General features: G+C 35.9%; 23 protein-coding genes and 1 tRNA gene. 12 read left to right on the top strand and 12 right to left on the bottom strand.

The window, feature by feature from the left end; all coding sequences use genetic code 11:
• Positions 1 to 876: a succinate--CoA ligase subunit alpha gene (gene sucD / locus ABWU47_RS01840; protein WP_006279821.1), complete on the top strand. Its 876-nt coding sequence runs from the start codon at positions 1 to 3 to the stop codon at positions 874 to 876.
• A gap of 8 nt (positions 877 to 884) precedes the next feature.
• Here sucD and dapF read toward each other — a convergent pair whose 3' ends face one another.
• The gene (gene dapF, locus ABWU47_RS01835; protein ID WP_006279822.1) at positions 885 to 1,673 is read right to left on the bottom strand and encodes a diaminopimelate epimerase; all 789 of its coding nucleotides are present in this window, start codon (positions 1,671 to 1,673) and stop codon (positions 885 to 887) included.
• Complete coding sequence (locus ABWU47_RS01830; RefSeq protein ID WP_006279823.1) at positions 1,654 to 2,241, bottom strand: nitroreductase family protein; 588 nt, start codon at positions 2,239 to 2,241, stop codon at positions 1,654 to 1,656. The genes dapF and ABWU47_RS01830 overlap by 20 nt, the downstream gene beginning before the upstream one ends.
• A gap of 85 nt (positions 2,242 to 2,326) precedes the next feature.
• Between ABWU47_RS01830 and ABWU47_RS01825 the strand changes: the two genes are divergently transcribed.
• The 3 genes from ABWU47_RS01825 (at position 2,327) to ABWU47_RS01815 (ending at position 4,284) form a co-directional block, all read left to right on the top strand.
• Positions 2,327 to 2,854 (top strand): biotin transporter BioY, encoded by a 528-nt coding sequence (locus tag ABWU47_RS01825; protein WP_006279824.1) that lies wholly within the window; start codon positions 2,327 to 2,329, stop codon positions 2,852 to 2,854.
• A complete protein-coding gene (locus ABWU47_RS01820) occupies positions 2,851 to 3,240 on the top strand; it encodes a DUF1284 domain-containing protein (RefSeq protein ID WP_006279825.1) in 390 nt (129 codons plus the stop codon). Before ABWU47_RS01825 ends, ABWU47_RS01820 begins: the two co-directional genes overlap by 4 nt.
• Positions 3,241 to 3,408: 168 nt before the next feature.
• Positions 3,409 to 4,284 (top strand): tetratricopeptide repeat protein, encoded by an 876-nt coding sequence (locus ABWU47_RS01815; RefSeq protein ID WP_006279826.1) that lies wholly within the window; start codon positions 3,409 to 3,411, stop codon positions 4,282 to 4,284.
• Positions 4,285 to 4,288: 4 nt separating this feature from the next.
• Here the strand turns inward: ABWU47_RS01815 and ABWU47_RS01810 are convergent, their stop codons facing one another.
• On the bottom strand, positions 4,289 to 4,498 hold the full coding sequence (locus ABWU47_RS01810) for a hypothetical protein (RefSeq protein WP_353285735.1): 210 nt from the start codon (positions 4,496 to 4,498) through the stop codon (positions 4,289 to 4,291).
• 626 nt (positions 4,499 to 5,124) lie between these two features.
• Here ABWU47_RS01810 and ABWU47_RS01805 point away from each other — a divergent pair.
• From ABWU47_RS01805 to petA, 3 genes are all read left to right on the top strand, one after another.
• Positions 5,125 to 5,197, top strand: a tRNA-Val gene (locus ABWU47_RS01805).
• Between the two features lie 52 nt (positions 5,198 to 5,249).
• Positions 5,250 to 7,952 (top strand): DNA gyrase subunit A, encoded by a 2,703-nt coding sequence (gene gyrA / locus ABWU47_RS01800; protein ID WP_006279827.1) that lies wholly within the window; start codon positions 5,250 to 5,252, stop codon positions 7,950 to 7,952.
• A gap of 92 nt (positions 7,953 to 8,044) precedes the next feature.
• Positions 8,045 to 8,644, top strand: a complete 600-nt coding sequence (petA, locus tag ABWU47_RS01795) for a ubiquinol-cytochrome c reductase iron-sulfur subunit (RefSeq protein ID WP_010963095.1) — start codon at positions 8,045 to 8,047, stop codon at positions 8,642 to 8,644.
• 9 nt (positions 8,645 to 8,653) lie between these two features.
• Here petA and priA read toward each other — a convergent pair whose 3' ends face one another.
• A complete protein-coding gene (priA, locus tag ABWU47_RS01790; RefSeq protein WP_353285734.1) occupies positions 8,654 to 10,996 on the bottom strand; it encodes a primosomal protein N' in 2,343 nt (780 codons plus the stop codon).
• 144 nt (positions 10,997 to 11,140) lie between these two features.
• On the opposite strand from priA, the gene ABWU47_RS01785 reads away from it, so the two are divergent.
• Positions 11,141 to 12,925, top strand: a complete 1,785-nt coding sequence (locus ABWU47_RS01785; protein ID WP_077188420.1) for a hypothetical protein — start codon at positions 11,141 to 11,143, stop codon at positions 12,923 to 12,925.
• A 72-nt stretch (positions 12,926 to 12,997) separates the two neighbouring features.
• Here ABWU47_RS01785 and thyX read toward each other — a convergent pair whose 3' ends face one another.
• From thyX to ABWU47_RS01770, 3 genes are all read right to left on the bottom strand, one after another.
• Positions 12,998 to 13,852 (bottom strand): FAD-dependent thymidylate synthase, encoded by an 855-nt coding sequence (gene thyX, locus ABWU47_RS01780; RefSeq protein ID WP_015589436.1) that lies wholly within the window; start codon positions 13,850 to 13,852, stop codon positions 12,998 to 13,000.
• Positions 13,853 to 13,861: 9 nt separating this feature from the next.
• Positions 13,862 to 15,139, bottom strand: coding sequence for a UDP-N-acetylglucosamine 1-carboxyvinyltransferase (gene murA, locus ABWU47_RS01775; protein ID WP_006279833.1), 1,278 nt, complete (start codon positions 15,137 to 15,139; stop codon positions 13,862 to 13,864).
• A gap of 155 nt (positions 15,140 to 15,294) precedes the next feature.
• On the bottom strand, positions 15,295 to 15,738 hold the full coding sequence (locus ABWU47_RS01770; protein ID WP_231115834.1) for a CPBP family intramembrane glutamic endopeptidase: 444 nt from the start codon (positions 15,736 to 15,738) through the stop codon (positions 15,295 to 15,297).
• Between the two features lie 238 nt (positions 15,739 to 15,976).
• Between ABWU47_RS01770 and ABWU47_RS01765 the strand changes: the two genes are divergently transcribed.
• The gene (locus tag ABWU47_RS01765) at positions 15,977 to 16,201 is read left to right on the top strand and encodes a hypothetical protein (RefSeq protein ID WP_236717763.1); all 225 of its coding nucleotides are present in this window, start codon (positions 15,977 to 15,979) and stop codon (positions 16,199 to 16,201) included.
• 40 nt (positions 16,202 to 16,241) lie between these two features.
• On the opposite strand, the gene ABWU47_RS01760 is transcribed toward ABWU47_RS01765, so the two are convergent.
• The 3 genes from ABWU47_RS01760 to acpP are packed head-to-tail and all read right to left on the bottom strand — an operon-like array spanning position 16,242 to position 17,916.
• Positions 16,242 to 16,367 (bottom strand): hypothetical protein, encoded by a 126-nt coding sequence (locus tag ABWU47_RS01760; protein WP_255324044.1) that lies wholly within the window; start codon positions 16,365 to 16,367, stop codon positions 16,242 to 16,244.
• Between the two features lie 3 nt (positions 16,368 to 16,370).
• Complete coding sequence (gene fabF / locus ABWU47_RS01755; protein WP_353285733.1) at positions 16,371 to 17,642, bottom strand: beta-ketoacyl-ACP synthase II; 1,272 nt, start codon at positions 17,640 to 17,642, stop codon at positions 16,371 to 16,373.
• Between the two features lie 13 nt (positions 17,643 to 17,655).
• On the bottom strand, positions 17,656 to 17,916 hold the full coding sequence (gene acpP / locus ABWU47_RS01750; protein ID WP_006279836.1) for an acyl carrier protein: 261 nt from the start codon (positions 17,914 to 17,916) through the stop codon (positions 17,656 to 17,658).
• 145 nt (positions 17,917 to 18,061) lie between these two features.
• On the opposite strand from acpP, the gene ABWU47_RS01745 reads away from it, so the two are divergent.
• Both ABWU47_RS01745 and ABWU47_RS01740 read left to right on the top strand, forming a co-directional pair.
• On the top strand, positions 18,062 to 18,853 hold the full coding sequence (locus tag ABWU47_RS01745) for a polyprenyl synthetase family protein (RefSeq protein WP_077188418.1): 792 nt from the start codon (positions 18,062 to 18,064) through the stop codon (positions 18,851 to 18,853).
• A complete protein-coding gene (locus tag ABWU47_RS01740; protein WP_006279838.1) occupies positions 18,846 to 19,787 on the top strand; it encodes an FKBP-type peptidyl-prolyl cis-trans isomerase in 942 nt (313 codons plus the stop codon). The genes ABWU47_RS01745 and ABWU47_RS01740 overlap by 8 nt, the downstream gene beginning before the upstream one ends.
• A gap of 68 nt (positions 19,788 to 19,855) precedes the next feature.
• Here the strand turns inward: ABWU47_RS01740 and hslU are convergent, their stop codons facing one another.
• Both hslU and hslV read right to left on the bottom strand, forming a co-directional pair.
• Positions 19,856 to 21,346: an ATP-dependent protease ATPase subunit HslU gene (gene hslU, locus ABWU47_RS01735; protein ID WP_077188417.1), complete on the bottom strand. Its 1,491-nt coding sequence runs from the start codon at positions 21,344 to 21,346 to the stop codon at positions 19,856 to 19,858.
• Position 21,347: 1 nt separating this feature from the next.
• On the bottom strand, positions 21,348 to 21,902 hold the full coding sequence (hslV, locus tag ABWU47_RS01730; protein WP_077188416.1) for an ATP-dependent protease subunit HslV: 555 nt from the start codon (positions 21,900 to 21,902) through the stop codon (positions 21,348 to 21,350).
• 115 nt (positions 21,903 to 22,017) lie between these two features.
• Here hslV and gshA point away from each other — a divergent pair, with 115 nt between their 5' ends.
• Complete coding sequence (gene gshA / locus ABWU47_RS01725) at positions 22,018 to 23,178, top strand: glutamate--cysteine ligase (protein ID WP_006279841.1); 1,161 nt, start codon at positions 22,018 to 22,020, stop codon at positions 23,176 to 23,178.

Here is a 23,178-nt window from a genome sequence, read left to right as displayed (position 1 = left end):
ATGTCCGTTTTAGTAAACAAAGATACAAGATTAATATGCCAGGGTTTTACTGGTGCACAAGGCACATTTCATTCAGAGCAAGCAATTGATTACGGAACGAAAATGGTGGGAGGTGTAACTCCTGGAAAGGGTGGTAGCACTCACCTTAATTTACCGGTTTTTAATACTGTAGCAGAAGCCAAAGAAAAAACCGGTGCAAATGCTACAGTTATATATGTACCTGCTAAATTTGCTGCTGCTGCAATACTTGAAGCAATAGATGCAAAAATAGAATTGATAATTTGTATTACAGAGGGCATTCCTATACTTGATATGGTGAAAGTTAAGCGTGCGCTTATCGGCTCAAAAAGTCGATTGATTGGTCCCAACTGCCCGGGAATTATTACACCTGAAGAATGCAAAATAGGAATTATGCCTGGCCATATCCATAAGCGTGGACACATAGGAATTATGTCTCGCTCCGGAACTTTAACTTACGAGGCAGTAGCACAAACAACCGCTGTTGGTCTTGGTCAATCCACATGTATCGGAATTGGGGGAGATCCAGTTCATGGTATGACATTTGTTGACTGTATGGAGCTCTTTTTAAAAGATGACGATACTCATGGTATTGTAGTTATTGGTGAAATAGGTGGAAACGAAGAAGAAGATGTATCACATTTTGTAAAAACAGAAAAAACTAAAAAGCCAATCGTTGGTTTTGTAGCAGGCCAAACGGCACCTCCAGGAAGACGTATGGGACACGCTGGAGCAATCATCTCTTCCAGCGGTGGAAGTGCTGGTGCAAAACTAGAAGTTATGCGGAGCGCTGGAATTGCAATTGCTGAAACCCCTGCAGTAATTGGTAAGAAGGTATTGGAAGTAATGCATCACTAGAATTAGGATCACAAAAACCCTATATCACCGGTCATGAATACGTTATTTGCCCATTCGATTAATAACTTGCCTCCTGGTAAATTTACTGAAGTCTGTTGGGCAACCAGATATCCACGTAGTGTGGATGCAACAAGTGCTGCACAGGCTGCACTACCGCATGATGCAGTAATGCCTGTACCTCTTTCCCAAACTCTTAAAGCTATTTCTCCAGACTTTTCAACTTGTGCAATACTAACATTAATTTTCCGAGGAAATAATGCGTGATTTTCTAGCTTTGGTCCTAAATTTCGCAATGGTATTTCACTTATGTTATCAACAAAAAAAACTATGTGAGGATTGCCAATATTTACTGCAACAGGATCTTTTAGCATTTCAAGCTCTATAGGTAAGTGAAGAGTGTCACACTCAGTAGACAAGGGAATTTCATGCCATTTTAGCAAAGGTTTACCCATGTTAACCTTTATGGATTTATCACCCACTTTAAAACACTCTAAAATGCGTTTGCTTGTTAGCTCAATAATGGAGTATTCAGCACCTTTTTCTGACATTATCAAATATCCAACACAGCGTGCTGCGTTTCCGCACATTTCAGCTCGACTTCCATCAGCATTATAGATATGCATAAAACAGTCTGCAGCATTAGACATTGTTATAATTATCACTTGATCACAACTGCTTTGATCAGCAATTTGTCTATGGTTCCAGTCTAAATTGTTTGTTGAACGTGAGTCTATGATAACGAAATTGTTACCAGTGCCGTGCATTTTGATAAAATTTTCAGAATTTTGGCCACTCATCATAAAAAAATATTTCTTCTATCGGTCTTCTTTTCTTCTTACTTGTTTCAGCACCCTCTTCTTCGTAACCAACCGCTATCACTGACATTACGTTAAAGTCATTGGGTATATTGAACTCTTTCACTATTTTATCTCTATCAAATCCACCCATTTGATGGGCCATTAAGTTCATAACTGCAGCTTGTAACATAAGTCCATAATTTGCTGCACCAGTATCATGATTAGCCCAAAGATTTTCTCCTTTACCTTGTTTACGGAAGTTTTTAGCACTTAAAGATATGATTAACACTTGTGCATCTTTTGCCCATTTTTGATTAGATTCATCAAGGCAATTTAGCAGCTTTTCCCATGCGCTTTGATTGTTCTGTTTGTTGCATATTACGTATCTCCAGGGTTCATCACCAAAACATGAGGGAGTCAGCCTTACAGCTTCCATTAAAATATCCATGTCTTCCTGAGATATTGCTCTTGTAGGATCGTATGAACGTCCGCTGTGTCTTGCTTTCATCAACGATAATAGATCTTGTTTACTCATCATTTTTAATTTAATAGTGCATAAATAATTCATTGTAGCACAATATAAGCAAAATTTAAATTGCAAAACCTCTCATACACATATATTACATTTAATAAGTTATTTTTATTGGGAAGGTATGTTTATAACACAATCTAGCAGCAGATCAACACTGGCTGAAATATTGTCTTGCGTTTTACTTTTATTCTTGATGGCTCAAATAAGTATACCATTGCAGCCTGTGCCTATCACATTGCAAACTTTAGGAGTAATGCTTATTGGGCTTAAATTTAACCGCAGAACAGCATTCTATTCTGTGCTTACATATCTATCACTTGGTGCAGCAGGATTGCCTGTTCTTGCGAATTTTTCTGGTGGTTATCACGCTCTTCTTGGACCAACCGGTGGATATTTAATTGGCTGTTTAGCTGCTGTTATGGTAATGAGCAAAGTAAATGAATTACTGAACTCTAAATATAAATCATTTGTGTGTAATTCTTTAAGTTGTCTGGCTGGTACAGTTGTAATCTTTATTTGTGGTGTTAGTTGGCTTGCTGTTTACTTGGGTCTGGGACAAGCAATAATGGTGGGTGTTTTACCATTTATCCTTCCTGGTTTGGTAAAAATTTTTCTACTTGTAGCAGCTTTGCAATATTTGAAAAAATGATAAAATTCCGCCCTCATCATTTCATGTGCACCCTCGCGTTTCGGGGATATGGGTATTCTCAGGGTTTTGTAGAAAATTATAAAAGGATAGCAAGCAAAGTAATTAGTACTCAAATCGAAGTAGTTGGTAACCTTGATAATATCTGTAGTGCTTGTCCAAATCAGACTAAACAAGGTAAATGCACCACACAAGCTAAAGTTTTAGAGCTAGATAGAAGGCATATGGAAATTTTAGGAATTAAAATTGGCGAGACTTTAACTTGGAATGAGGCAGTAAAAAAGATTAGGGAGAAAATGTCTTTAAAGAAATTCGAGTACGCATGTGAGGGGTGCAACTGGCAGCCATATGGAATATGTAAAAATGCCCTTTTAAATCTACAAAGGTAGTTGACAAAATGTTAAGATAAATTGAAGCATTTTTGTGGAAATAAAGCGAAATATGGAAGACAAAAGATAAATGCATTCTGAAAAGCTACACAGCATGTTCGTCCCGCTAATTAATAATATCTTTATTATTGTATGAGATAGGTAATTTAGCATTTATGAATTTGTAATGTGTTACGCATAGCTCAAAGAAATAAGGTTTACTGGTTACACGCTGCAGCCAATGCCACAACACTAGGACCTATGTTTATCTGCATGTTAATTTGCGTTGTGATTTTATGGAGGTCTTCTGTTACCTATGCTAGTGAAAATTTGGAGATACAAAAGGCCTTCGATAGTGTTGTCAAGCATATAAAAGCTGATAAAAAATATAAAGATCTTGATGTTATTGAGAGAAAAAGTGACAAATTTAATATCAAAATTTCGCAGAATTCTGGCAAGAGTTTTGACATATACTCTACTTTAAAAAAAGCAAAAGATTCCTTTGAATCAGGAGATAATGAAGCAGCTATTTCTCTCCTTAATCAGATTATCGCAAAGTTTCCTTATCATAAAAATGCTTTAATTGGATTGGGAAATATTTATTACGCTAATAAAGAATACAAAAAAGCTGTAGAGATTTACACAAGACTGTTAAAAGAACACCCTAGTAACCCTTACATATTAAAAAATTTTCTGACGATAATCTCACAATATGATCCTGATCTGGCGTTGAGTAAAATGTTAAAATTGTATGATATACATAAAAATTATGCTCCTTTATTAGCAAATTTAGGTATGATCTATATGAAAAAGGAGGATTATGTAAAAGGTAAAGAGTATATGATAACTGCTATTTCCCTCGATGAAAACAATATTTTTTATACTTATAATTTAGCTGTTATTCTAGATAAACTTTCAGATTTTCAAAATGCTACAATATTCTACTTAAAATTGTTGAACATGGCTACAACTTCGAAAGATGTGAGTGAAAAAATACCTTTATACAAAGTGACAGCAAGACTAAAATTTATAAAACTTCACAGCACGCACTCAAAGATTTCATAAAAGCTTATAGCTCACCTAAATCTAATTTATCGTATCTGTTCAAGGGAGTGGCTAATGTGCAAATATTGAAGCAAAGTGTGTGAAACAGAGCTGTACGAACATTTGTTTGCAAAGGTAATTTACACAACAAATGCATAACTGTACGAACATTGTGATTTTGGCCTATTAGGAGGGTGTCATCCCAGTGCTTGACACTGGGATGGCTTTGTTGCATCGCTAGCTATGATGGATTAAAGATAAAAAAGGTGGAGAATATCAGTAGCTTATTATTCTGGTATTTACAACAAGAACGGTCAGTGAATACCTAAATTTGAGTAAAAGAAATTTCACTACCACTCACTAATCCGGCTAAAATTCAAGAATTTCAATGCTTTAGCTATTTTCAATAGAATTAAATTTATTAATATAAATAACAAATTACTATTCTTAAATTTGATCAGATTGATTGCAAAAAAACAAGATTTTCAATAAGTTGCTTATAATCCTAATTATAGTTAGCCTTTCATAAGTAGCGATGCAACAAAGCCCACTGGGATCCAGGAATTTTATTAAGTTGGCGAGCATAAAAATAGCTGTTTTATGTTAAAATACAACGTTTTAATGATTATGAAAAAGCTGGATTCCAGTGTCAAGCACTGGAATGACACCATTCTTTTTTCTGGATCCCAGTGTCGGCTACTTGGACGACACCATTTATTGTAAGGACTTACCTCACATTTACTCTATGATTATCTTTTTAGATCACCTTGTCTACCTATTTTGCCACTCTGCTGAACGGATACAATTTATTGCTATTTTTGTTTACAATAATAATATTGAGCTATAGAATTAAATCTAAAGGGGCAATTAGCTCAGCTGGTAGAGCATCTCGTTTACACCGAGGAGGTCGGCAGTTCAAGTCTGTCATTGCCCATTTGCTTAACTGAATGTTAGTATTATTAATTACTTCAATTAAAGTATAAAAAATGCAGGATAATATAGTACCAATCTCAATAGTAAAAGAGCTGGAAGATTCTTATCTCTCCTACGCAATGAGCGTTATCATAAGCCGGGCTATACCTGACGTGCGGGATGGATTTAAACCTGTTCACAGGCGCATATTATATGCAATGTCAAGAGCTGGATTCGATGCCGGTAAGCCATATAAAAAAGCGGCTCGTATAGTTGGGGACGTAATGGGGAAATATCACCCACATGGTGATGCAGCTATTTACGATTCCTTGGTCAGGATGGCTCAAGATTTTTCTCTTCTTTTACCACTTATTGATGGGCAAGGTAACTTTGGTTCGATAGATGGAGATCCACCAGCTTCAATGCGATACACAGAAGCAAGACTTCAAAAAGTGTCGCACTTTTTACTGAATGATATTGATGAAGATACAGTTAATTTTAGGCCAAACTACGATGGAAATGAAACAGAACCAGTTGTGCTGCCTGCAGAGTTTCCGAATCTATTGGTAAACGGTGCAAGTGGTGTTGCAGTTGGTATGGCAACCAATATTCCTTCTCACAACCTTGGAGAAATAATAGATGCTTGTATGTTATACGTAGATAATCCTGAAGTTACTTTGGATGAGTTACTTGAAGTGATGCCAGGGCCGGATTTTCCAACTGGGGGAACAATTCTTGGAAGGTCTGGAATAAGATCAGCATTTGCAACTGGTCGTGGATCAATTGTTGTGCAAGGCAAGACTCATATAGAAGATCTGCCACAAGATAGGCAAGCAATAGTGATTGATGAAATACCTTACCAGGTAAATAAAGTAAAATTAATTGAGAAGATAGGTGAGCTTGTAAAAGAAAAAAGAATTGATGGTATAACAGAAATTAGGGATGAGTCCGATAAGTCTGGTATTAGAGTAGTAATTGACCTCAGAAGAAATGCTGAAGCAAGTTTTATACTTAATCAAGTATTGGGGCTAACTCCACTAAGAAGTAGTTTTAGTGTTAACACTTTAGTGCTCAATAACAACAGGCCTGCTTTGATGTCGTTAAAAGAAATCATAGCTGCTTTTGTTGACTTTAGAAAAGAAGTGTTAATCAGGAGAACAGAATTTCGTCTAAGAAAAACGAGAGAAAAAGCTCATATATATATAGGGCTCTACATTGCGGTCCTCAGCATAGATGAAGTGATAAAAATCATCCGCGGTGCAAAAGATCCTGCGGAAGCAAGTAGAGAACTTTTAAATAAAGAATGGAAAACTTCGAATGAAATCAACACTATTATCGAGTTGATTTCAGATAGCTCAAGCTTTTTGAAAGATGGAGTGTATAGATTAACTGAGCTACAGATTAAGGCTATCCTTGATATGAAACTGCAGCGTTTAACAGGCCTTGAAAAAGACAAATTAGAAGCTGAGCTAAGTTCAATGATCAACCTGATAAAAGAATATATCGCTTTTCTTGGCTCAGGAGAGAAGTTGATGAAAGAAATAAAAAACAATCTACAAGAAATAAAGAACAGATTTGCTGTGCCGCGAAAAACTTCAATAGAGGAGTCAGACGCGGACATTGAAGCTGAAGATCTAATTCCACAAGAGGATATGGTGATAACCGTAACTATGAATGGTTATATCAAGCGTGTGAAACTTTCTCACTACAGAACTCAGCGTCGTGGTGGAAAAGGAAAGCTAGGACAGGGATTAAAAGAAGAAGATGTAATTACAGAATTATTTGTGACAAATACTCACACTAGCCTCTTATTCTTTTCTAATATTGGCCGAGTCTATAGATTAAAGGTTTATAAGTTGCCTCTTGCAGAACCAACTGCACGTGGAAGAGCGCTTGTTAACATATTTCCGCTTAGCGATAGTGAAACTATAACTAATATCATGCCATTGCCAAGTGAAAATGACGAAAATCAAAACATAGTTTTTGCTACTGCCTATGGAAACATAAGGCGTAACTCTTTAGCGGACTTTCACTATATTCCAAGCAATGGAAAAATAGCAATAAAGCTCGATGAAGGAGACAAATTAGTATCGGTTAAGGTATGTAATGAAATTGACCATGTTTTACTTTCAACAACGCTTGGAAAAAGTATCAGATTTGTTGTAAGTGATGTGCGTCAATTTAAGAGTCGCAATTCAGATGGCGTAAGAGGTATCAAACTTGTAAAGAATGACAGCGTGATATCCATGACCATATTAAATGGGATAGGTGTAGCAACAGAAACAAAAGAACTTTACTTAAAAGTTCCACTTGCAAAAAGACTGGGGACTGCAATTAATAACTCCATTGATTCTAAATTGGAAAAGACTTTGAATGATTTAGGAATAGATAACGAATTATTCTTAAAACTTGCAGTGAATGAGGAGTTTATATTAACTATTACTGAAAATGGCTTTGGTAAAAGAACTTCTGCGTATGAGTATAGAGTAACTAACAGGGGTGGTGTTGGTATCACCAATATTCTTACTACTAGCAGAAACGGTAATGTTGTTGCTAGTTTTCCAGTTGAGCAGGGTGATAATATAATGCTTATTACAGATAAAGGAAAGTTAATTCGCATTTCGGTCAATGAGATTAGAATTGCAGGACGCAGCACTCAAGGAGTCACTCTGTTTAAAACAGAAAGTAGAGAAAAAGTGGTGTCAGTAGCGAAAATTGAAGATCCTGATTCCACTGAAGATAGTATTTTTGAAGTTGAAAACTCTATCGCTTCTTAACCGTAGTATAGGTTAAACAAAAAGCGCAAGTTTTTGTTGATTAATACGCAGTATTTAAATTAAAATATATACTTATGGCTAAGTAAAGATCAATGGACAAAAAATTAACTAAAAATAAAAAACCACTGGCAGACAAAGAGGATAAAAAAACACCTCCTGTTAAAGATCTTACTAAAAATAAGAGTAGGAGAGATTTTATAACATTAACTACATGCGCTATGGCAGGTATAGGAGCTGCAAGTGGACTTTGGCCACTGGTTAAATCTATGAATCCTTCTGCTGAAGTTCTAGCAACTTCCACAGTGGAGGTGAATTTGTCTGGAATTCAGGAAGGACACGGAGTAAAAGTAAAGTGGCAAGGTAAACCAGTATTCATTCGTAGACGCACAAAGCAAGAAATTGAGGCTGCAAGAGCTGTGAATGTGAAGAGCTTGAGGGATCCTCAATTAGATGAGCAGAGAGTATACGAAGGAAAAGACGAATGGTTAATTATGCTTGGAATATGTACACATCTTGGGTGTGTACCGGTTGACCACGCTACAAGAGATGGTAATGGTTGGTTCTGTCCTTGCCACGGTTCATATTATGATACATCAGGTCGAGTAATTGGGGGTCCTGCACCGAAAAATATGGCTGTACCTGATTATTTTTTTCCCAGTGAGAATGTTGTGGTAATTGGCAAGAAGGCTTAACGGAACTCGTTAAAAAAAACTCACAGGATCAACATCTATTATCACTGCAATACTCGAATTCAAGTTACAATTTTTAATCCAATATTTCAGCTTTTTTTGTATAGATAAACTGTGTTTATTGTGTATTTTTAATAATACCCTATACCGATACTTATTATTTAAAAAATTTATCGCTGCTGGTGATGGGCCAAGAATTTCAAATTCCTTTTTGTCTACACCTACATTTTTTTCCTGGATACAAGTAGTTAAGCTACTTGGATGACAAAGAAGAGATTTTACTATTTCATTCGCTGCTTTTTGTGTTGCAATCTGATTCTTACCACAGATTATAAGCGCTATTAATCTGCTAAATGGTGGCATTTTGGCTTCGCGTCTTGACTTAAGTTCGATTTCATAAAATGAGTCTCTTTTTTGATGCAGCAATGCTTTTATTATTGAACTTTCAGGATTATTGGTTTGCACTATTACCATTCCTTTTTCATTAAACCTTCCTGATCTGCCTGCAACTTGGTGCAATAATTGATACGTCTTTTCCGCTGCTCTCAAATCAGAATTTTCGAGACTCAAATCTGCATTCATTACTCCAACCAAAGTTAATTTGGGAAAATTGTGCCCTTTAGCAATTATTTGTGTGCCGATTATAATGTTCACCTCTTCTTTCAATATCAAGTCAATTACGTTACTAACCGACTTCTGATCGCTGCTTATCATCGCAGTTTTTGCGTTTGGTATTAATTTCACCATTTCTTCAAGCAACCTTTCAATTCCTATGCCGTAGAGGGACAATGGCTGTTCACTTTGGCAATTAGAGCATTTCTCTGGAAGTTTTAATTGATAAGAGCAATGATGGCACAAAAGAGCATTTTTTTTCTTGTGATATGTAAGCCAAACAGCACAATTTAAGCAGGAAATTTTATATCCACACTTTTTACAAATTGCCAGTTGTGCATACCCTCTGCGGTTTAGAAAAAGCATAACCTGCTGTTTTTTCTCTATGGTTTGTTTGATGCTTTCAAAAAGCTCAGAGGAGATCCATTGCTTGTTGTTCCTCATATCTACTACTTTAATGAGTGGCAATTCTGCACCACCAAATCGTTTAGTTAGCTTTACATGATTGTAATTCCCGTTTTTAACATGATGAATCGTTTCAAGCAGTGGAGTAGCTGATGATAAAATAATCGGAATATTTTCAAATTTGGCTAAGATTATCGCCATATCTCGAGCATTATATATAATTCCCTGTTCTTGTTTAAAAGATGAGTCGTGCTCTTCATCAACGATAATCAATTTTAGGTTTTTATAAGGCAAAAAAAGCGCTGACCGTGCACCAATAATTATCTGCGCATTTCCATTCGCTATGCTGAGCCAATTATTCCGGCGAGTTTTTGGAGTGAGCTCTGAGTGCCATTCAACTAAGTTTTTTGATATCTGACCATGAATACGGTTTACCAATTGTGAAGTTAAAACAATTTCAGGCAAGAGGATTAGCACTTGCGCATTACCTTCTCCTGATGTCATTTCAACATATTCTGGTGTCATACTAGTACGTAGCAAAGACGGTATGCTAAATGTTACAGTGGGTTTTGCCTTGAGTACAAAGGTGTCATTCCAGTGCTTGACACTGGAATCCAGGAATTTTGATTGTAAATTAGGTATTGGTTTTAAGTTAAAATAAACATTTGTAATGAGGTTATATGAAAAACTGGATCCCAGTGTCAGGCTACTCGGATAACACCCTCTTGGTAGACCCAAATCACAATGTTCGTACAGTTGTGTCTCTGGGCACTGGGATGGTAAAGTCTGAGCAGCATTTGGAACGGCAGTGTAATTCTTAATCAATTGTGCAATCACAGAGAGATAAACTTCGGTTTTTCCAGACCCGGTCTCACCGTCAAGCAAAGTCACTGAATATTCGTTCAAATTGCTGATTATTTTATCACTAGCTACCTGCTGTTCAGGACTCAATTTGCAGCTTATTTCACTTGTTTCCTGCTTTTGTTCAACACAAACCAATTTATCTATGTGATTTACTTTTAACACTCCTCCCATTATCACTTTGGCAAGCATACCAATAGGTATTAAGTTGTATTGCGCAACCCACTCTGCAAATGCAATCAATTTTGGTCTAATATTTGGTAAATCGATTTTTTGCTCAATAAATTTTAATTCTCGGTTACTTTTATCACTGTATTTCCAAACTATTCCGATTAAGCGTTTTTTGCCAAATGGCACTACTACGTAATCTCCAAGTAAAATCTCAGTACTTTCCTCAATTGCATATGAAAATAACTGATCAATTGGAAGTGGTAGTAATACGTCAACTGTTTTTGCCATAGTGATTGAGTTTAACATTGTTTTAAAGAGCTTGTAACTTTATTAAGCTTGGCAATATAGATGAATCGGTACAGAGAAAATCTTAATGTTTAACACATTTTTCATAGTACAGACCGTATGATTGATAAATAAAATGATTTATAGAATTTGTGGAGGCTACCAATGGTCAACGACAAGATTACTTTGAACTTTGAAATAGAAAAAGGCGAACCTATAGATCGATACTACTTTTCTGCACATATAAAGCTTACAGATGAAAGCAAAAATCTTTTGCGGGAGAAGCTTGGCAGTACAATTCAATTCGATAATCTAGATGATCACTTCAATCTTAACCATGAGAATTTTTATATCTACTACAACAAATATAGTGAGCACAATGGTAGAAGTGAGCTACACGTTAGGGATGATAACGGTAAATATTTAACCTCCAATCTTCCACTTAATTACTATGGATTCTCAATGGAACTATCACCTGACGGAGCGTCAATTGCAGATTATGGTTTTTATCCTCTGTATGCAATCTATAACCCAAATCACTATGATAAAGCAAAGGAAAAAGTATTTGATGATCACGGTGAATTGTCACCAATTGCATCAAATGTGTTAGATAATTTTTTAAGCAACACAAATAGCTTAACCACACAAGATATATTACAAAATGTATTCTCACAACTGCAGAAGAAAGCTGATGAAGAAGCAGAAAGATTGGCAAGAGAAAGAGAAGCAGAAAGACAAAGGGAGGAAGAGTTAAATGAAAAGAACGAGGAGTTAAAAGAACTTGTAGAAAAGGATGAGATTAAAATATTCAAAGTGGTAAAAGGTAATGATTTAGGTAATGGGCATTCAGCAGTAGTTTTACAACTTGATGGGGAAGAAGGTGACAAGATACCTCTCGACTCTAGTAAATACTACATAGCAGAGTATAGACACCACCCAGAATGGGAAGGCGATGAATATTTAAATTTTGTTAGCCCTGATAGTGATATGCTGGTTAATTATGAAAACTTATTTTTTGTGCTCAATCAAAGCTCCTACTCAGACTTTGAAAGTGGGTTTTATTCAGAAAACAGAACCGATCCCCATAATTATGCTAAATATTCAAAGGAACCATATTTGAGTGGTGACCAGCTATCTGAAAAATTATCTAATGAATTGGAGGAAGATAGCAATCAGATAGGTACTGAATTTACAATTGATGATGAGCAAGTAGACGAAGAAGTTGTGGTAGAGAGTGAAGCCAAGTCTGGGGAGAAAGGAACGGTTGGTGAGGATAACGCAAAAAATACTATACAGGAAGAAGAATCTAACTATATAGATCAAATGCAAGCGGATGATAGCAGCAGTTATAAACCAGCTTTGCAAAGCAATCGTGATGATTATGCTGATACGAAAAAAGCTCTGCAGAAAAAATTGCATGGAGATGAAATACACAAGCAAAGTAATGAGAAAGCTCAAAAAGATATAGAAGTAAAAAAAGTAACTGTGGAAACTGACAGTAGCAGTAATAAGACTGAAAAACAAACAAAACCAACAGAAGATGAACAAGAAACTGTTATGGCAAGTGTGATAGAAAATATGGATAAAAATTCTGATATTGAAGCAGAAACTTCTAACAGTGTTGCAAATTCACAACATCCCTTAAAAATAAAGACAGGAAGTCCTCTTGAAGTGGGAAAGTATAAGGTGGAGCTGCAAGTGACATATGATGATGTAAAGAATTTTTATGATACCGTACGTGGTAAATATCATGCTGGCGATGGATATAACTACGAACAAGTAATGGTTTTATATAATGAAATTGTTAGGCCCGCTCACAATCATCATTACGAGCTGTTTACTCTTGATGAAGCACATGTTGCTAATGATCACCTGTTTATCAAGGGTCAGGATTTTGGAACTCTAAATGATTTTAATGAGATGTTCTATAAAAGTGATGAGTTAATGTGATGTAAAAAGCAAGATTCAATCTGGTGAACGAGAGTTAACTGACAGAGGAGATTGACACGTATGCCTTTATCTTTAAGATTGTTTATCAAGTATAGACATCAGCTCGCCCCATTCTCTTTTACCAATATTACTTTCTTCTCTAGTAACGTTTTCCCCTTTAATTAATTTGCGAATTATTTCTAGACCAGTTCTTGAAATACAGGCTGATTCTAGGCAATATTCAACAAAGGCATTGTAGGCCAGTGGAACCCATTTTTTTATTATATCCAGCATAACTTCTGCATAAACTCTGATTTCATATTGGGCATGCTTATCAGCTCTAAGCTTCAAAAAATGAAGGAGATTATGCAGATCTATTTTCCAATAAAATTGCGTGTAGTAATTAAGCATTAGGTTAGTTCTGGCAATTTCTCTTGCAAGCCCCTGCTCAATAAATTTTTCATAATGAGAATATACTAAATTAGAGTCATTTGTTAGAGAATCTATTATTTCCTTTGAGGTATCTGGATCAAAAGCTTCCCCGCTACCTTGTTTATTATTGTCAGATTGTTTTGCAACTTGTTCTGGTTTAGGTGTATAAAATTCATTATCAAGTATTGAATACCTTGCTGAATATTCATTCACATTTGCAGTTCTATGCCTTATCCATTGCCTTGCAACAAAAATTGGAAGTTTCACGTGAAACTTAATTTCACACATTTCAAATGGAGTTGTATGATGATGTCTCATTAAATACTTTATAAGTGCTTCATCCTGACTTATCTGTTTTGTTCCCTTACCATAAGAAACACGAGCAGCTTGAACTATAGCGCTATCAGAGCCCATATAATCCACTACTCGAATAAATCCATGGTCTAATACCTTATGTTCTTCATATAAGATTGCATCTATTTCTTTTACTATAGTTCGTTTGGTTGCTTCATTCATAAAATATCCTCAAGACGAAATGGAGATATCAGCTCCACATGAATTGAGTTTTTCATGCATTGCTTCATATCCTCTCCATAAATGATGTGAATTGTTTATTATAGTTTCTCCACCGGCTACCAAAGAAGCAAGCACCAAAGCTGCTGTTGATCTTAAGTCAGTAGCATATAGATTAGCTCCAGATAAGCTTTTTATTCCACTTATAGTAGCTTTGCTTTTCTCGATGCTGATATTAGCACCTAACTTTCTCAATTCATCTGCATGTGTAAATCTGTTTTCAAAAATGTTCTCTTCAATTACTGATATCCCATCAGCGATGCACATTGCAGACATCAGTTGTGGTTGCATATCACTGGGAAAATTGGGGTATGGATCTGTCGCAACGTTAGCAGACTTAATAGAGCCATTTTTTCTGGAAATAACAATGCCTCCATCATACAGTTCAACCATAGCTCCTATAGTCTCCAACTCATTTGTAATACACCTTATATCAGATAGATTTATTCCTTCCAACTCCAACTTACCACCGGTTATTATAGCAGCTAGTGCATAGGTGCCTGCTTCTATGCGATCTGGTATTATTTTATGAACACATCCATTTAGTGCTTCAACTCCTGTTATTATGACCTTTGTATTATCAATTTCAATATCAGCACCCATTTTCTTCAGAAAATCTATTAAATCAAGAACTTCCGGCTCAGTTGCAGCATTGTTTATTGTTGTCACTCCTTCTGCAAATGTTGCTGCCATTATTACATTTTCTGTTGCGCCAACACTTATTTTCTCAAATGTGATTTCTTTTCCTTGTAGCTTTCCTTTCACTGTTGCAATTATATTATAGCCGTCAATTTCAATTTTAGCTCCCATTTCTTCTAATGCTTTAATATGCATATCAACGGGACGCTTTCCAATGTTGCATCCACCAGGAAATGCTGTTCTCGCTTTGCCAAATCTGCTAAGCATTGGACCCAATATTAGAAAAGAAGTTCTTAGCTTACTTGCGGTTTTATATGGCATCACGTGATTGTTGATATTGCTGCAGTCAATTTTCAAAGTATGGTTCGCTTTATAATTTTTATTGTGCATAAAGTTTACTTCTGCTCCAAGACTTTCAAGCAACTTAGACATTAGATGCACATCAATTAAATCAGGTACATTATGCAAAATTACCGGGGAGCTACTTAATAGACTTGCTGCCATTATTGGTAAAACAGCATTTTTTGAGCCATTAATCTTGATTTTTCCGACCAAAGGTTTGTAGTTATTTCTTATTAATATCTTGTGCATTTAATTAGATATAAAGTATAATTCATTAGTTTATTGAAGTCTTACTAAGTATAATAGATTGACCGTAAAAGGCAAAATTTGCTTTTTCTTCCTCATCATCCCAGTGTCATGCTACCTGCATGACACCTGATGCGAATTGCCCCCGAAATTTTATACTATGAATTACTCAAATGACGCTCTCGAGCTTTATCAAACCAAATAACACCAATTGCAACAATGAAATAACCAGCTGCTCCTAATGTAAGGCGAATTACTGCATCGAAAGTTGACAGAGGAGGAGACGGCATTAGAATGCTCAAAACACTATACACAAGATTATTTGTTGCATGAGCAATAGTTACTGGCCAAATCGAGTTGTCTTTTTCAAACAACCAGGTAAACATTATAGACATTGCACAAATATAAAGGGTATAAGCACAAATAGTCGGGAATGTAAAGCCATCCTTCCACAAAGCTGAGCCAGCAACCACATAAGTTGGTATGTGCCATACTGACCAAATAATACCGACAATAATTGCTCTGATATAAAAATTTGATATTTTGCTTTTAAGATTTTTCAAAAGATAGCCACGCCAACCGATCTCTTCACCAAGAGACATAATGATCCACATCACAAAGGTTGATAATAAAACAAATAACATCACTAATGGACTCAAAACTGCACTCAAATCCTTTACACGGTCTAACGTAAAAGACTCTCGGAAAAATGAAAAACCGCAGTAAATTGACAAAAGACCATTGGAAATTAGCATACTTACCAGAATAAGTATAAACCCTAATAGACAGTTTTTTGGCGAACTAAGTTTAAAAAGATCCCTTACCTTCTGTTTATTATAAATGGTTAGCAAAATTGCAACTGAAGCCGGAACAAATGTTGTTAATAATGTTATGTATTTGAAAGGTAAGCACCAAGCTATAATGCACGTCAAAAAATATGTAATTACAACAAATAACGTACAATTAATAGTGGTTAAATTCATGCATACTCCTATCAATTCCTTTTCTGCATTACTGATCTTTATTCATAAATTGTCAATAAAATACTTCTTCAGGGATGAATAGAATATTTTTTCTTTTTGAATTGCTATTGATAGTTTAATTTTTATATGTATTCCCTTTCACAACCGTTTGTCATCCCAGTGTCACGTGCTGGGATGACAGTAGGAGAGCTGCTTGCATGACAAGAGGAGGGTACTGGAATGACAAGAGGAAGACACTGGGGTAACATCAACTAAACTTGTCCAAATATGAGCGATGCATTAGTGCCACCAAAACCAAACGAATTAGAAAGTACATATTGAATTTTATGCTCCTGAGCTTTAAACGGTACAAAATTTAAATCACATCCTTCTGAAGGCTTGTGTAAATTTAAGGTTGGCGGAATAATTCCATTATTTAACGCAAGAATACTGAATATTGCTTCAACGCTCCCTGCAGCACCAAGTAAATGTCCTATAGAAGATTTAGTTGAAGAAACAGGTATTTTATAAACGTAGTCACCGAATAACTGTTTCATTGCTATTACTTCAATTTTATCTCCAAGTGGCGTTGAAGTTCCATGTGCATTGATATACCCTACTTGATTGGGATTAATTTGTGCGCTCTTTAAAGCAAGCTGCATTGCCTTAAATGCGCCTCTTCCTTCTGGATGTGGTGCTGTAATGTGGTGCGCATCTCCTGTGAGTCCGTACCCAACCAGTTCAGCATGTATTTTTGCCCCCCTTTTTTTTGCATGTTCGTATTCTTCCAACACCAATATACCTGCTCCTTCACCCATAACAAAACCATCGCGTTCTGCATCCCATGGTCTTGAAGCTTCTTTGGGTTTATCATTGAATTTAGTTGATAACGCCTTCATAGATGCAAAACCTGCAATTCCAACTCTACACAGTGCACTTTCTGCTCCACCTGCAATCATAACATCCGCTTCACCAAGTTTTATAGTTCTTGCTGAGTTTATGATTGCATGCGCACCTGTTGCACATGCGGTTACTGCTGAATCGTTTGGACCTGTAAATTCGTATTTAATAGAAATATGGCCAGATATCAAATTTATTAGACTTGCAGGGACAAAAAATGGACTGACACGTCTGGGCCCTTTTTCCTGCATGGTAATTACATTTTCCTGAATTGACGGAAGACCACCTATACCAGAGCCAATAGTTACACCAACGCGTTCCCGATTGATATTTTGGCTTTCCAAAATTAATGAATCATCTACTGCCTGAATAGCTGCTGCAATACCGTAATGAATAAAACGATCTGTCCTTTTTGAGTCTTTCTCAGAAATATAATCTAGTGGATTGAAATGGTGCTCAATGTTGTCTGATTGCAACGGCACCTGCCCTGCAATTTTGCAAGCAAGATCAGAAGAGTCAAATCTATCCGTATTGATTGCTTTTATGCCAGACTCACTTTTTATTAGCCTTGACCAAGTGTTGTCAACATCTGCCGCTAGTGGAGTGATTAAACCAACACCAGTGACTACTACTCTTCTGCTCATTTAACACTAACTATTAGCCTTTTTTATTATTAATGTACTCAACTATTTGCTCCATAGTTTCCATTTTTTGTGCGTCTTCATCTGGAATTTCTATTCCGAACTCTTCTTCTGCCGCCATGATGATTTCAACTGCATCTAAACTGTCTGTACCATGCTCCGAAAGCTTTGAAGAGCTGTTGAATTTCTCTACATCCTTACTAATGTGCTCTAGTATAATCTTTTTTACTTTTTCTTCTATGTCTTCTCTAGTGCTCTTTGCTAGTTCGCTATTCACATTTCTTACCAAAAAAATAACCTATTCTTTGATGTTATAAAAAATTTTTATGTTTGCAATATCTTTTATAACTGGTAAACTACAGTAAAGTTTTCTACTGCCCTAGCTGGCTAGCGTTACGTGCTAAACAATTAACAATTCAAAAATGCTAGACGAAACAACAAAAAATTTGCTTATTGTAGAAGTAAATAAACTCTTACCCGAAAATAGCGAGAATAAGCTTATATCAGCTATGCGTTATATACTCCTTGCTCCTGCAAAACATATACGCTCCTTTTTAGTCGTAGCTTCATCGCGAGTGTTTAACGCGGAAGCTAAAAAAGTAATATCAGTTGCTGCAGCAATTGAATTTGTTCATGCTTACTCTCTAATTCACGATGATTTACCGTGCATGGACAACAGTGATACTCGCAGAAGCCAGCTAAGCTGCCATAAAAAATTTGATGAAGCAACAGCAGTGCTTGCCGGAGATGCACTACTTACTCTGGCTTTTGAGGTATTATCTTCGTTAAATGAGAAACGCTGTGAGATCATAAAAGTTCTTTCTCAGGCAATAGGAATTAGGGGAATGGTGGGAGGACAGGCTTTAGATATTGGTGCAGATTTTAACAAAATAAAAGAAATTCATTTGATGAAAACCGCAAAACTATTTGCAGCTTCATGTGAAATAGGCGCTATAATAGGAAATGCTATAGACAAGCAACGTAAAGCGTTATATAACTATGGAATAAATCTAGGGCTTATCTTTCAAGCTAAGGATGATATTGAAGACTACGAACAAGATAAAACAAATAATCTTATGTCTGTGCTTGGTAAAAGTGAAGTAGAGAACTATATAGACGGCCTCTTTAAACAAGGCTTGGATAATTTGAGTGCGCTTTCAGGGGATACTAATTATTTATATGATTTATTGAATCAAGTAAAGAAAGATGGTTAGAAAAATTATATTACAAATGCTTATTTCCATAGTAATGATTCTCACTTTAACTTCTGCTTTTGTGTTTACTATTGTCTATATAAACAAAGGTAAACCGGAAAAAAAGGACAAGCTTTATGAGATAAGTGCCACGCATGGTGGTTTGATACAGACGATAGCACATTACCTAGTGAAGCCAATACTTGAATCAGCACTTGACCGCTATATTGAAAAGCATGGGCTAACAGAATATTTAGAAGAAATGACGCAGCAAAAAGAAGAAGATTCGATAAATTTTTATGAAATTACTGAAGGCAGTGGCAGCAAGGCTTTCTGCGGCCTGGAAGTCCTACTGCAAATATATAAAATTTCTAATAATAACTTAGCAACACTCCCTAGCAAAGTTTCTGATGTTACTTTGAAAATAGGTCAAGATAACCTAAAAGAAGTGAGTTTAGGGGTAATAGGTATGAAAGAAGGCGGAGAGCGTGTAGTTACTATTGCCAATGATAACAAAATGAATTTTAATTCTTATTACGTCAAACTGATCGAAGTAAAGGATAAATATCCCGACTCAGTAAATAATCTGATGGTTTTTAATGACTTAATTAACAAGACTGGAAAACAAGTAAGGTGCGGTGATGAGATATCGGTTAAATATAGCGTAAAGGAGCATAATGGAGAATATATAGCCAAAGATCAAACAGTGCAATTTAGGGTTGGCGATAAAAAAATACCACTTGCTATAGAGCTTGGAGTTGTGGGAATGAGAGCTGGTAATAAAAGAACTATTCTTTCTCCGCCTGACCTTTTGACTATTACTGACGATATGTTAATAAAAGACATAGATTATGATGAAGAAAATATCTCAATAATTGACTTAAGCTTAGATGTTAAGCAAGAGGTCGCAGCACACCATTCTACTGTTGAAAAACAGCCTAAAGAATATAGCTGAAATTTTAGGTCTACTGGCTGACCTTCTGAACACTTTCTATACTACTTAAAGTAGGCTTTTCGTTTTTCCTAAAGTATAAACTTAGATAAATCAAGCTGCTTCGAAATTGACTCAAGTTTATCTTTTACATACTTGCTGTCTATAATGAATTTTTCGCTATTTTTCTCAGAAGCAATGAAACTTATCTCATCTAAAAGCTTCTCCATAACAGTGTGAAGCCTTCTTGCGCCTATATTTTCCACTTGCCTATTAACTGTAAACGCTATTTCAGCTATGGTTTTTATACCATCATCAGTGAACTCAAGTGTCACATTTTCTGTTTTCATTAAAGCTATGTACTGCTTTAACAAACTAGATTCTGGTTCCTTTAATATTCTTATTAAATCTTCTTGAGTAAGTGCCTTAAGTTCTACCCTGATCGGTAATCTGCCCTGCAATTCCGGTAAGAGGTCAGATGGTTTAGACTGATGAAAAGCACCAGATGCAATAAATAATATATAGTCTGTTTTTACATGGCCATACTTAGTTGTAACAGTTGTTCCTTCAAGTAATGGTAACAGATCGCGTTGCACTCCTTCTCTGTTTACTTCACCTTTTACTTCTGTACGCGCTGCAATTTTGTCTATTTCATCCAAAAATACTATACCGTCATTACTAACAAGATCAATGGCTTCTTTGATTATCTTATCTTCATCCATTAGCCTTTCACTTTCTTCATTAATTAATATTTCACGCGCTTCTTTTACCTTCACCGTAATAGTTTTTGTTTTTTTGCTCCCGTTAAACATCTTGCCCATTATTTCTGTTACATTCATCACACCAACTTGCCCACCTGGCATGCCTGGTATATCGAAAGTAGGTAACATACTCTTGCTCTCTCTGACGTTAATAGAAACTTCTCCGTCCTCAAACTCTTTATTCCTCAACCTTTCTCTAAAAATTTTTTTACTCTCTTCGGTTGCATCTTCGCCTACCATAGAGTTTACTATTGTTTTCTCAGCTAAAATTAAAGCCTTTTTAGCTAAGGCTTTACGGGCTTTCTCTTTAACTAAAACTATTGCTGCATCAACTAAATCACGTATTATCGAATCAACGTCACGTCCAACGTATCCTATTTCAGTAAACTTCGTTGCCTCAATTTTTATAAACGGTGCACCGGCAAGTTTTGCTAAGCGGCGAGCTATTTCAGTTTTACCAACCCCTGTATGACCGATCATCAATATATTCTTAGGTATGATTTCATCACGCAATGGAAATGGAACCTGATTGCGACGCCAACGATTTCTGAGCGCAATAGCAACAGCACGCTTTGCATCATCCTGTCCGATTATGAATCTGTCCAATTCTTTAACTATCTTCTGTGGTGGCAGGTCATCTAACAAAACTTGAGTACTGTCATTAACTTGAACATCGCTGTCATTTGAATCAAAACCACTCTTAGTATCTTTATAGAGGTCATTTTTTTCATCGTAGGTGTCACTACTACAAGACCGTCCTTCTGAAAGGGTTATAGGCTGATTGGAAAAATTGGTGCATAAAGTTTTTTGCTTGGAAGACATATCACTCCTCTATTTTTTCAATAATCACATTATGATTTGTATAAACACATATATCAGCAGCTATCTTCATAGCCTTTTTCGCAATTTCCTCTATTGATATTCCTTTAATGTCAATTAAAGCTCTTGCTGCAGATAGAGCAAAATTTCCCCCAGAGCCAATAGCTGCGATTCCATCTTCAGGTTCAAGAACATCACCTGTTCCCGTAATTACTAATGAAATAGATTTATCTGCAACGATCATCATAGCTTCTAATTTCCTCAGATATTTATCCATTCTCCAGTCTTTTGCAAGTTCAACACATGCTCTCATTAATTGCCCTGGGTGCTTGTCAAGTTTAGATTCTAATCTTTCAAAAAGAGTAAATGCGTCGGCTGTTGCCCCGGCAAATCCAGCAATTACGGAATCACCAGAAAGACGCCTAACTTTTTTTGCTCCAGATTTTATAACAGTGTGGCCCAGTGAAACTTGTCCGTCACCTATTACTACTACACTTTTATCTTTTCTAATTGACAGTATAGTAGTGCCATACATTTTATTGTTATCGTGTTGAATCATTTTTCTATCACTTTAAATAAGAATCTCATTATACTTTAATCTTTAGTCAAATTTACTAAATATGTTCAACTATAGCTTATAATATAATACCTTCCTTATAACATTTAAAGTGCAGATGCAAAACATAATTCACCCAGATTTGGAAAAAAGTATAAATAATTGGTTCGAAGCAAAATTTAATGGCCTTACATCGCCATTTTATAGCTCTATAGATCTTAGAAACTCCAGCTACAAAATTGCCCCAGTGGACGCTAATTTATTTCCTGCAGGATTCAATAACTTAAGTGAAGAATCAAGAACAATGGCAGCAAGATTGATAGAAAGCTACTTTAAAAGACATCAATACAAAAAGGTTCTTATAATACCGGAAAATTATACACGCAATAAAATGTATATAGAAAACGTATTTGTTATAGAGAAAGTACTGCAACTCGCAGGTTTTGAAGCTAGAATTGGCCTTTTACATAATGAAGTATACAATTTAATAGAACAGTATGAAACTGTTGTGAAAGAAAACTCTCTGCTAAAGACAACTTCAGGATTTGTGCCTGATGTTATTATACTGAACCGTGATATGACGAGCCACATTCCAGACACGCTGAAAGACGTAAAGCAAGATATAGTACCAAGCCCACTATACGGTTGGCATAGCAGGCAGAAATTTAAGTATTTTGAAATCTATCAAGAATTAGCATCTGAGTTTTGTGGCGAATTTAAAATAGACCCATGGCTAATTTCTGTGCTTACAGAGAGCTGTGATGGAGTTGATTTTGATGATGATTTGTCACTAGGAGCAGTAGCAACTAAAGTTGACCAAATATTATCTCTAGTGCAAAAAAAATATGAGGAATATGAAATAAAAACACAACCTTACGTTTTTATCAAAGCAAGCAATGGCACATATGGGATGGGCATTATAACAGCAACAAGTGGAGAGGAAATATTAAACCTCAATAAAAAAAAGCGTCATAAAATGAAAAAGATAAAAGAAGGAATAGCAATCAATAGCGTTATTATACAAGAAGGTGTACCAACCATTGACATGTTTAAAAGCAGTTCTGCAGAACCGCTAATATACTATATAGGAGATACTCCAACATGTTACTTATACCGATGTAATAGCAGAAAAGATGTATATTCTAGCTTGAATGCCACTGACTGTGAGTTTCATGATGTTAGCCAGGTTGTGGAAGGTAAAATTCTGTCACTTTGGAGTATTGTTAGCAAATTAGCAGTACTAGCGTTGGCAGTAGAAATAAAATCTTTTCACCTCTAA

The organism is Wolbachia endosymbiont (group A) of Gastracanthus pulcherrimus (assembly GCF_964028265.1).
Lineage (GTDB): Bacteria > Pseudomonadota > Alphaproteobacteria > Rickettsiales > Anaplasmataceae > Wolbachia > Wolbachia pipientis.
This window is presented reverse-complemented; position numbering and strand designations above follow the sequence as displayed.

Coding starts and splice junctions, on each gene's coding strand:
- ABWU47_RS01760 (WP_255324044.1), bottom strand. CDS start 16,367: ATGTTACCCCAGTGTCTTCCTCTTGTCATTCCAGTACCCTCCTCTTGT.
- thyX (WP_015589436.1), bottom strand. CDS start 13,852: ATGAATGAAGCAACCAAACGAACTATAGTAAAAGAAATAGATGCAATC.
- ABWU47_RS01830 (WP_006279823.1), bottom strand. CDS start 2,241: ATGAATTATTTATGCACTATTAAATTAAAAATGATGAGTAAACAAGAT.
- ABWU47_RS01745 (WP_077188418.1), top strand. CDS start 18,062: ATGCTAGACGAAACAACAAAAAATTTGCTTATTGTAGAAGTAAATAAA.
- fabF (WP_353285733.1), bottom strand. CDS start 17,642: ATGAGCAGAAGAGTAGTAGTCACTGGTGTTGGTTTAATCACTCCACTA.
- petA (WP_010963095.1), top strand. CDS start 8,045: ATGGACAAAAAATTAACTAAAAATAAAAAACCACTGGCAGACAAAGAG.
- gshA (WP_006279841.1), top strand. CDS start 22,018: ATGCAAAACATAATTCACCCAGATTTGGAAAAAAGTATAAATAATTGG.
- gyrA (WP_006279827.1), top strand. CDS start 5,250: ATGCAGGATAATATAGTACCAATCTCAATAGTAAAAGAGCTGGAAGAT.
- hslV (WP_077188416.1), bottom strand. CDS start 21,902: ATGATTCAACACGATAACAATAAAATGTATGGCACTACTATACTGTCA.
- murA (WP_006279833.1), bottom strand. CDS start 15,139: ATGCACAAGATATTAATAAGAAATAACTACAAACCTTTGGTCGGAAAA.
- ABWU47_RS01765 (WP_236717763.1), top strand. CDS start 15,977: ATGGTTAGCAAAATTGCAACTGAAGCCGGAACAAATGTTGTTAATAAT.
- ABWU47_RS01810 (WP_353285735.1), bottom strand. CDS start 4,498: ATGCAACAAAGCCATCCCAGTGTCAAGCACTGGGATGACACCCTCCTA.
- ABWU47_RS01740 (WP_006279838.1), top strand. CDS start 18,846: ATGGTTAGAAAAATTATATTACAAATGCTTATTTCCATAGTAATGATT.
- priA (WP_353285734.1), bottom strand. CDS start 10,996: ATGTTAAACTCAATCACTATGGCAAAAACAGTTGACGTATTACTACCA.
- ABWU47_RS01785 (WP_077188420.1), top strand. CDS start 11,141: ATGGTCAACGACAAGATTACTTTGAACTTTGAAATAGAAAAAGGCGAA.
- ABWU47_RS01770 (WP_231115834.1), bottom strand. CDS start 15,738: ATGTCTCTTGGTGAAGAGATCGGTTGGCGTGGCTATCTTTTGAAAAAT.
- dapF (WP_006279822.1), bottom strand. CDS start 1,673: ATGAGTGGCCAAAATTCTGAAAATTTTATCAAAATGCACGGCACTGGT.
- ABWU47_RS01820 (WP_006279825.1), top strand. CDS start 2,851: ATGATAAAATTCCGCCCTCATCATTTCATGTGCACCCTCGCGTTTCGG.
- hslU (WP_077188417.1), bottom strand. CDS start 21,346: ATGTCTTCCAAGCAAAAAACTTTATGCACCAATTTTTCCAATCAGCCT.
- sucD (WP_006279821.1), top strand. CDS start 1: ATGTCCGTTTTAGTAAACAAAGATACAAGATTAATATGCCAGGGTTTT.
- ABWU47_RS01825 (WP_006279824.1), top strand. CDS start 2,327: ATGTTTATAACACAATCTAGCAGCAGATCAACACTGGCTGAAATATTG.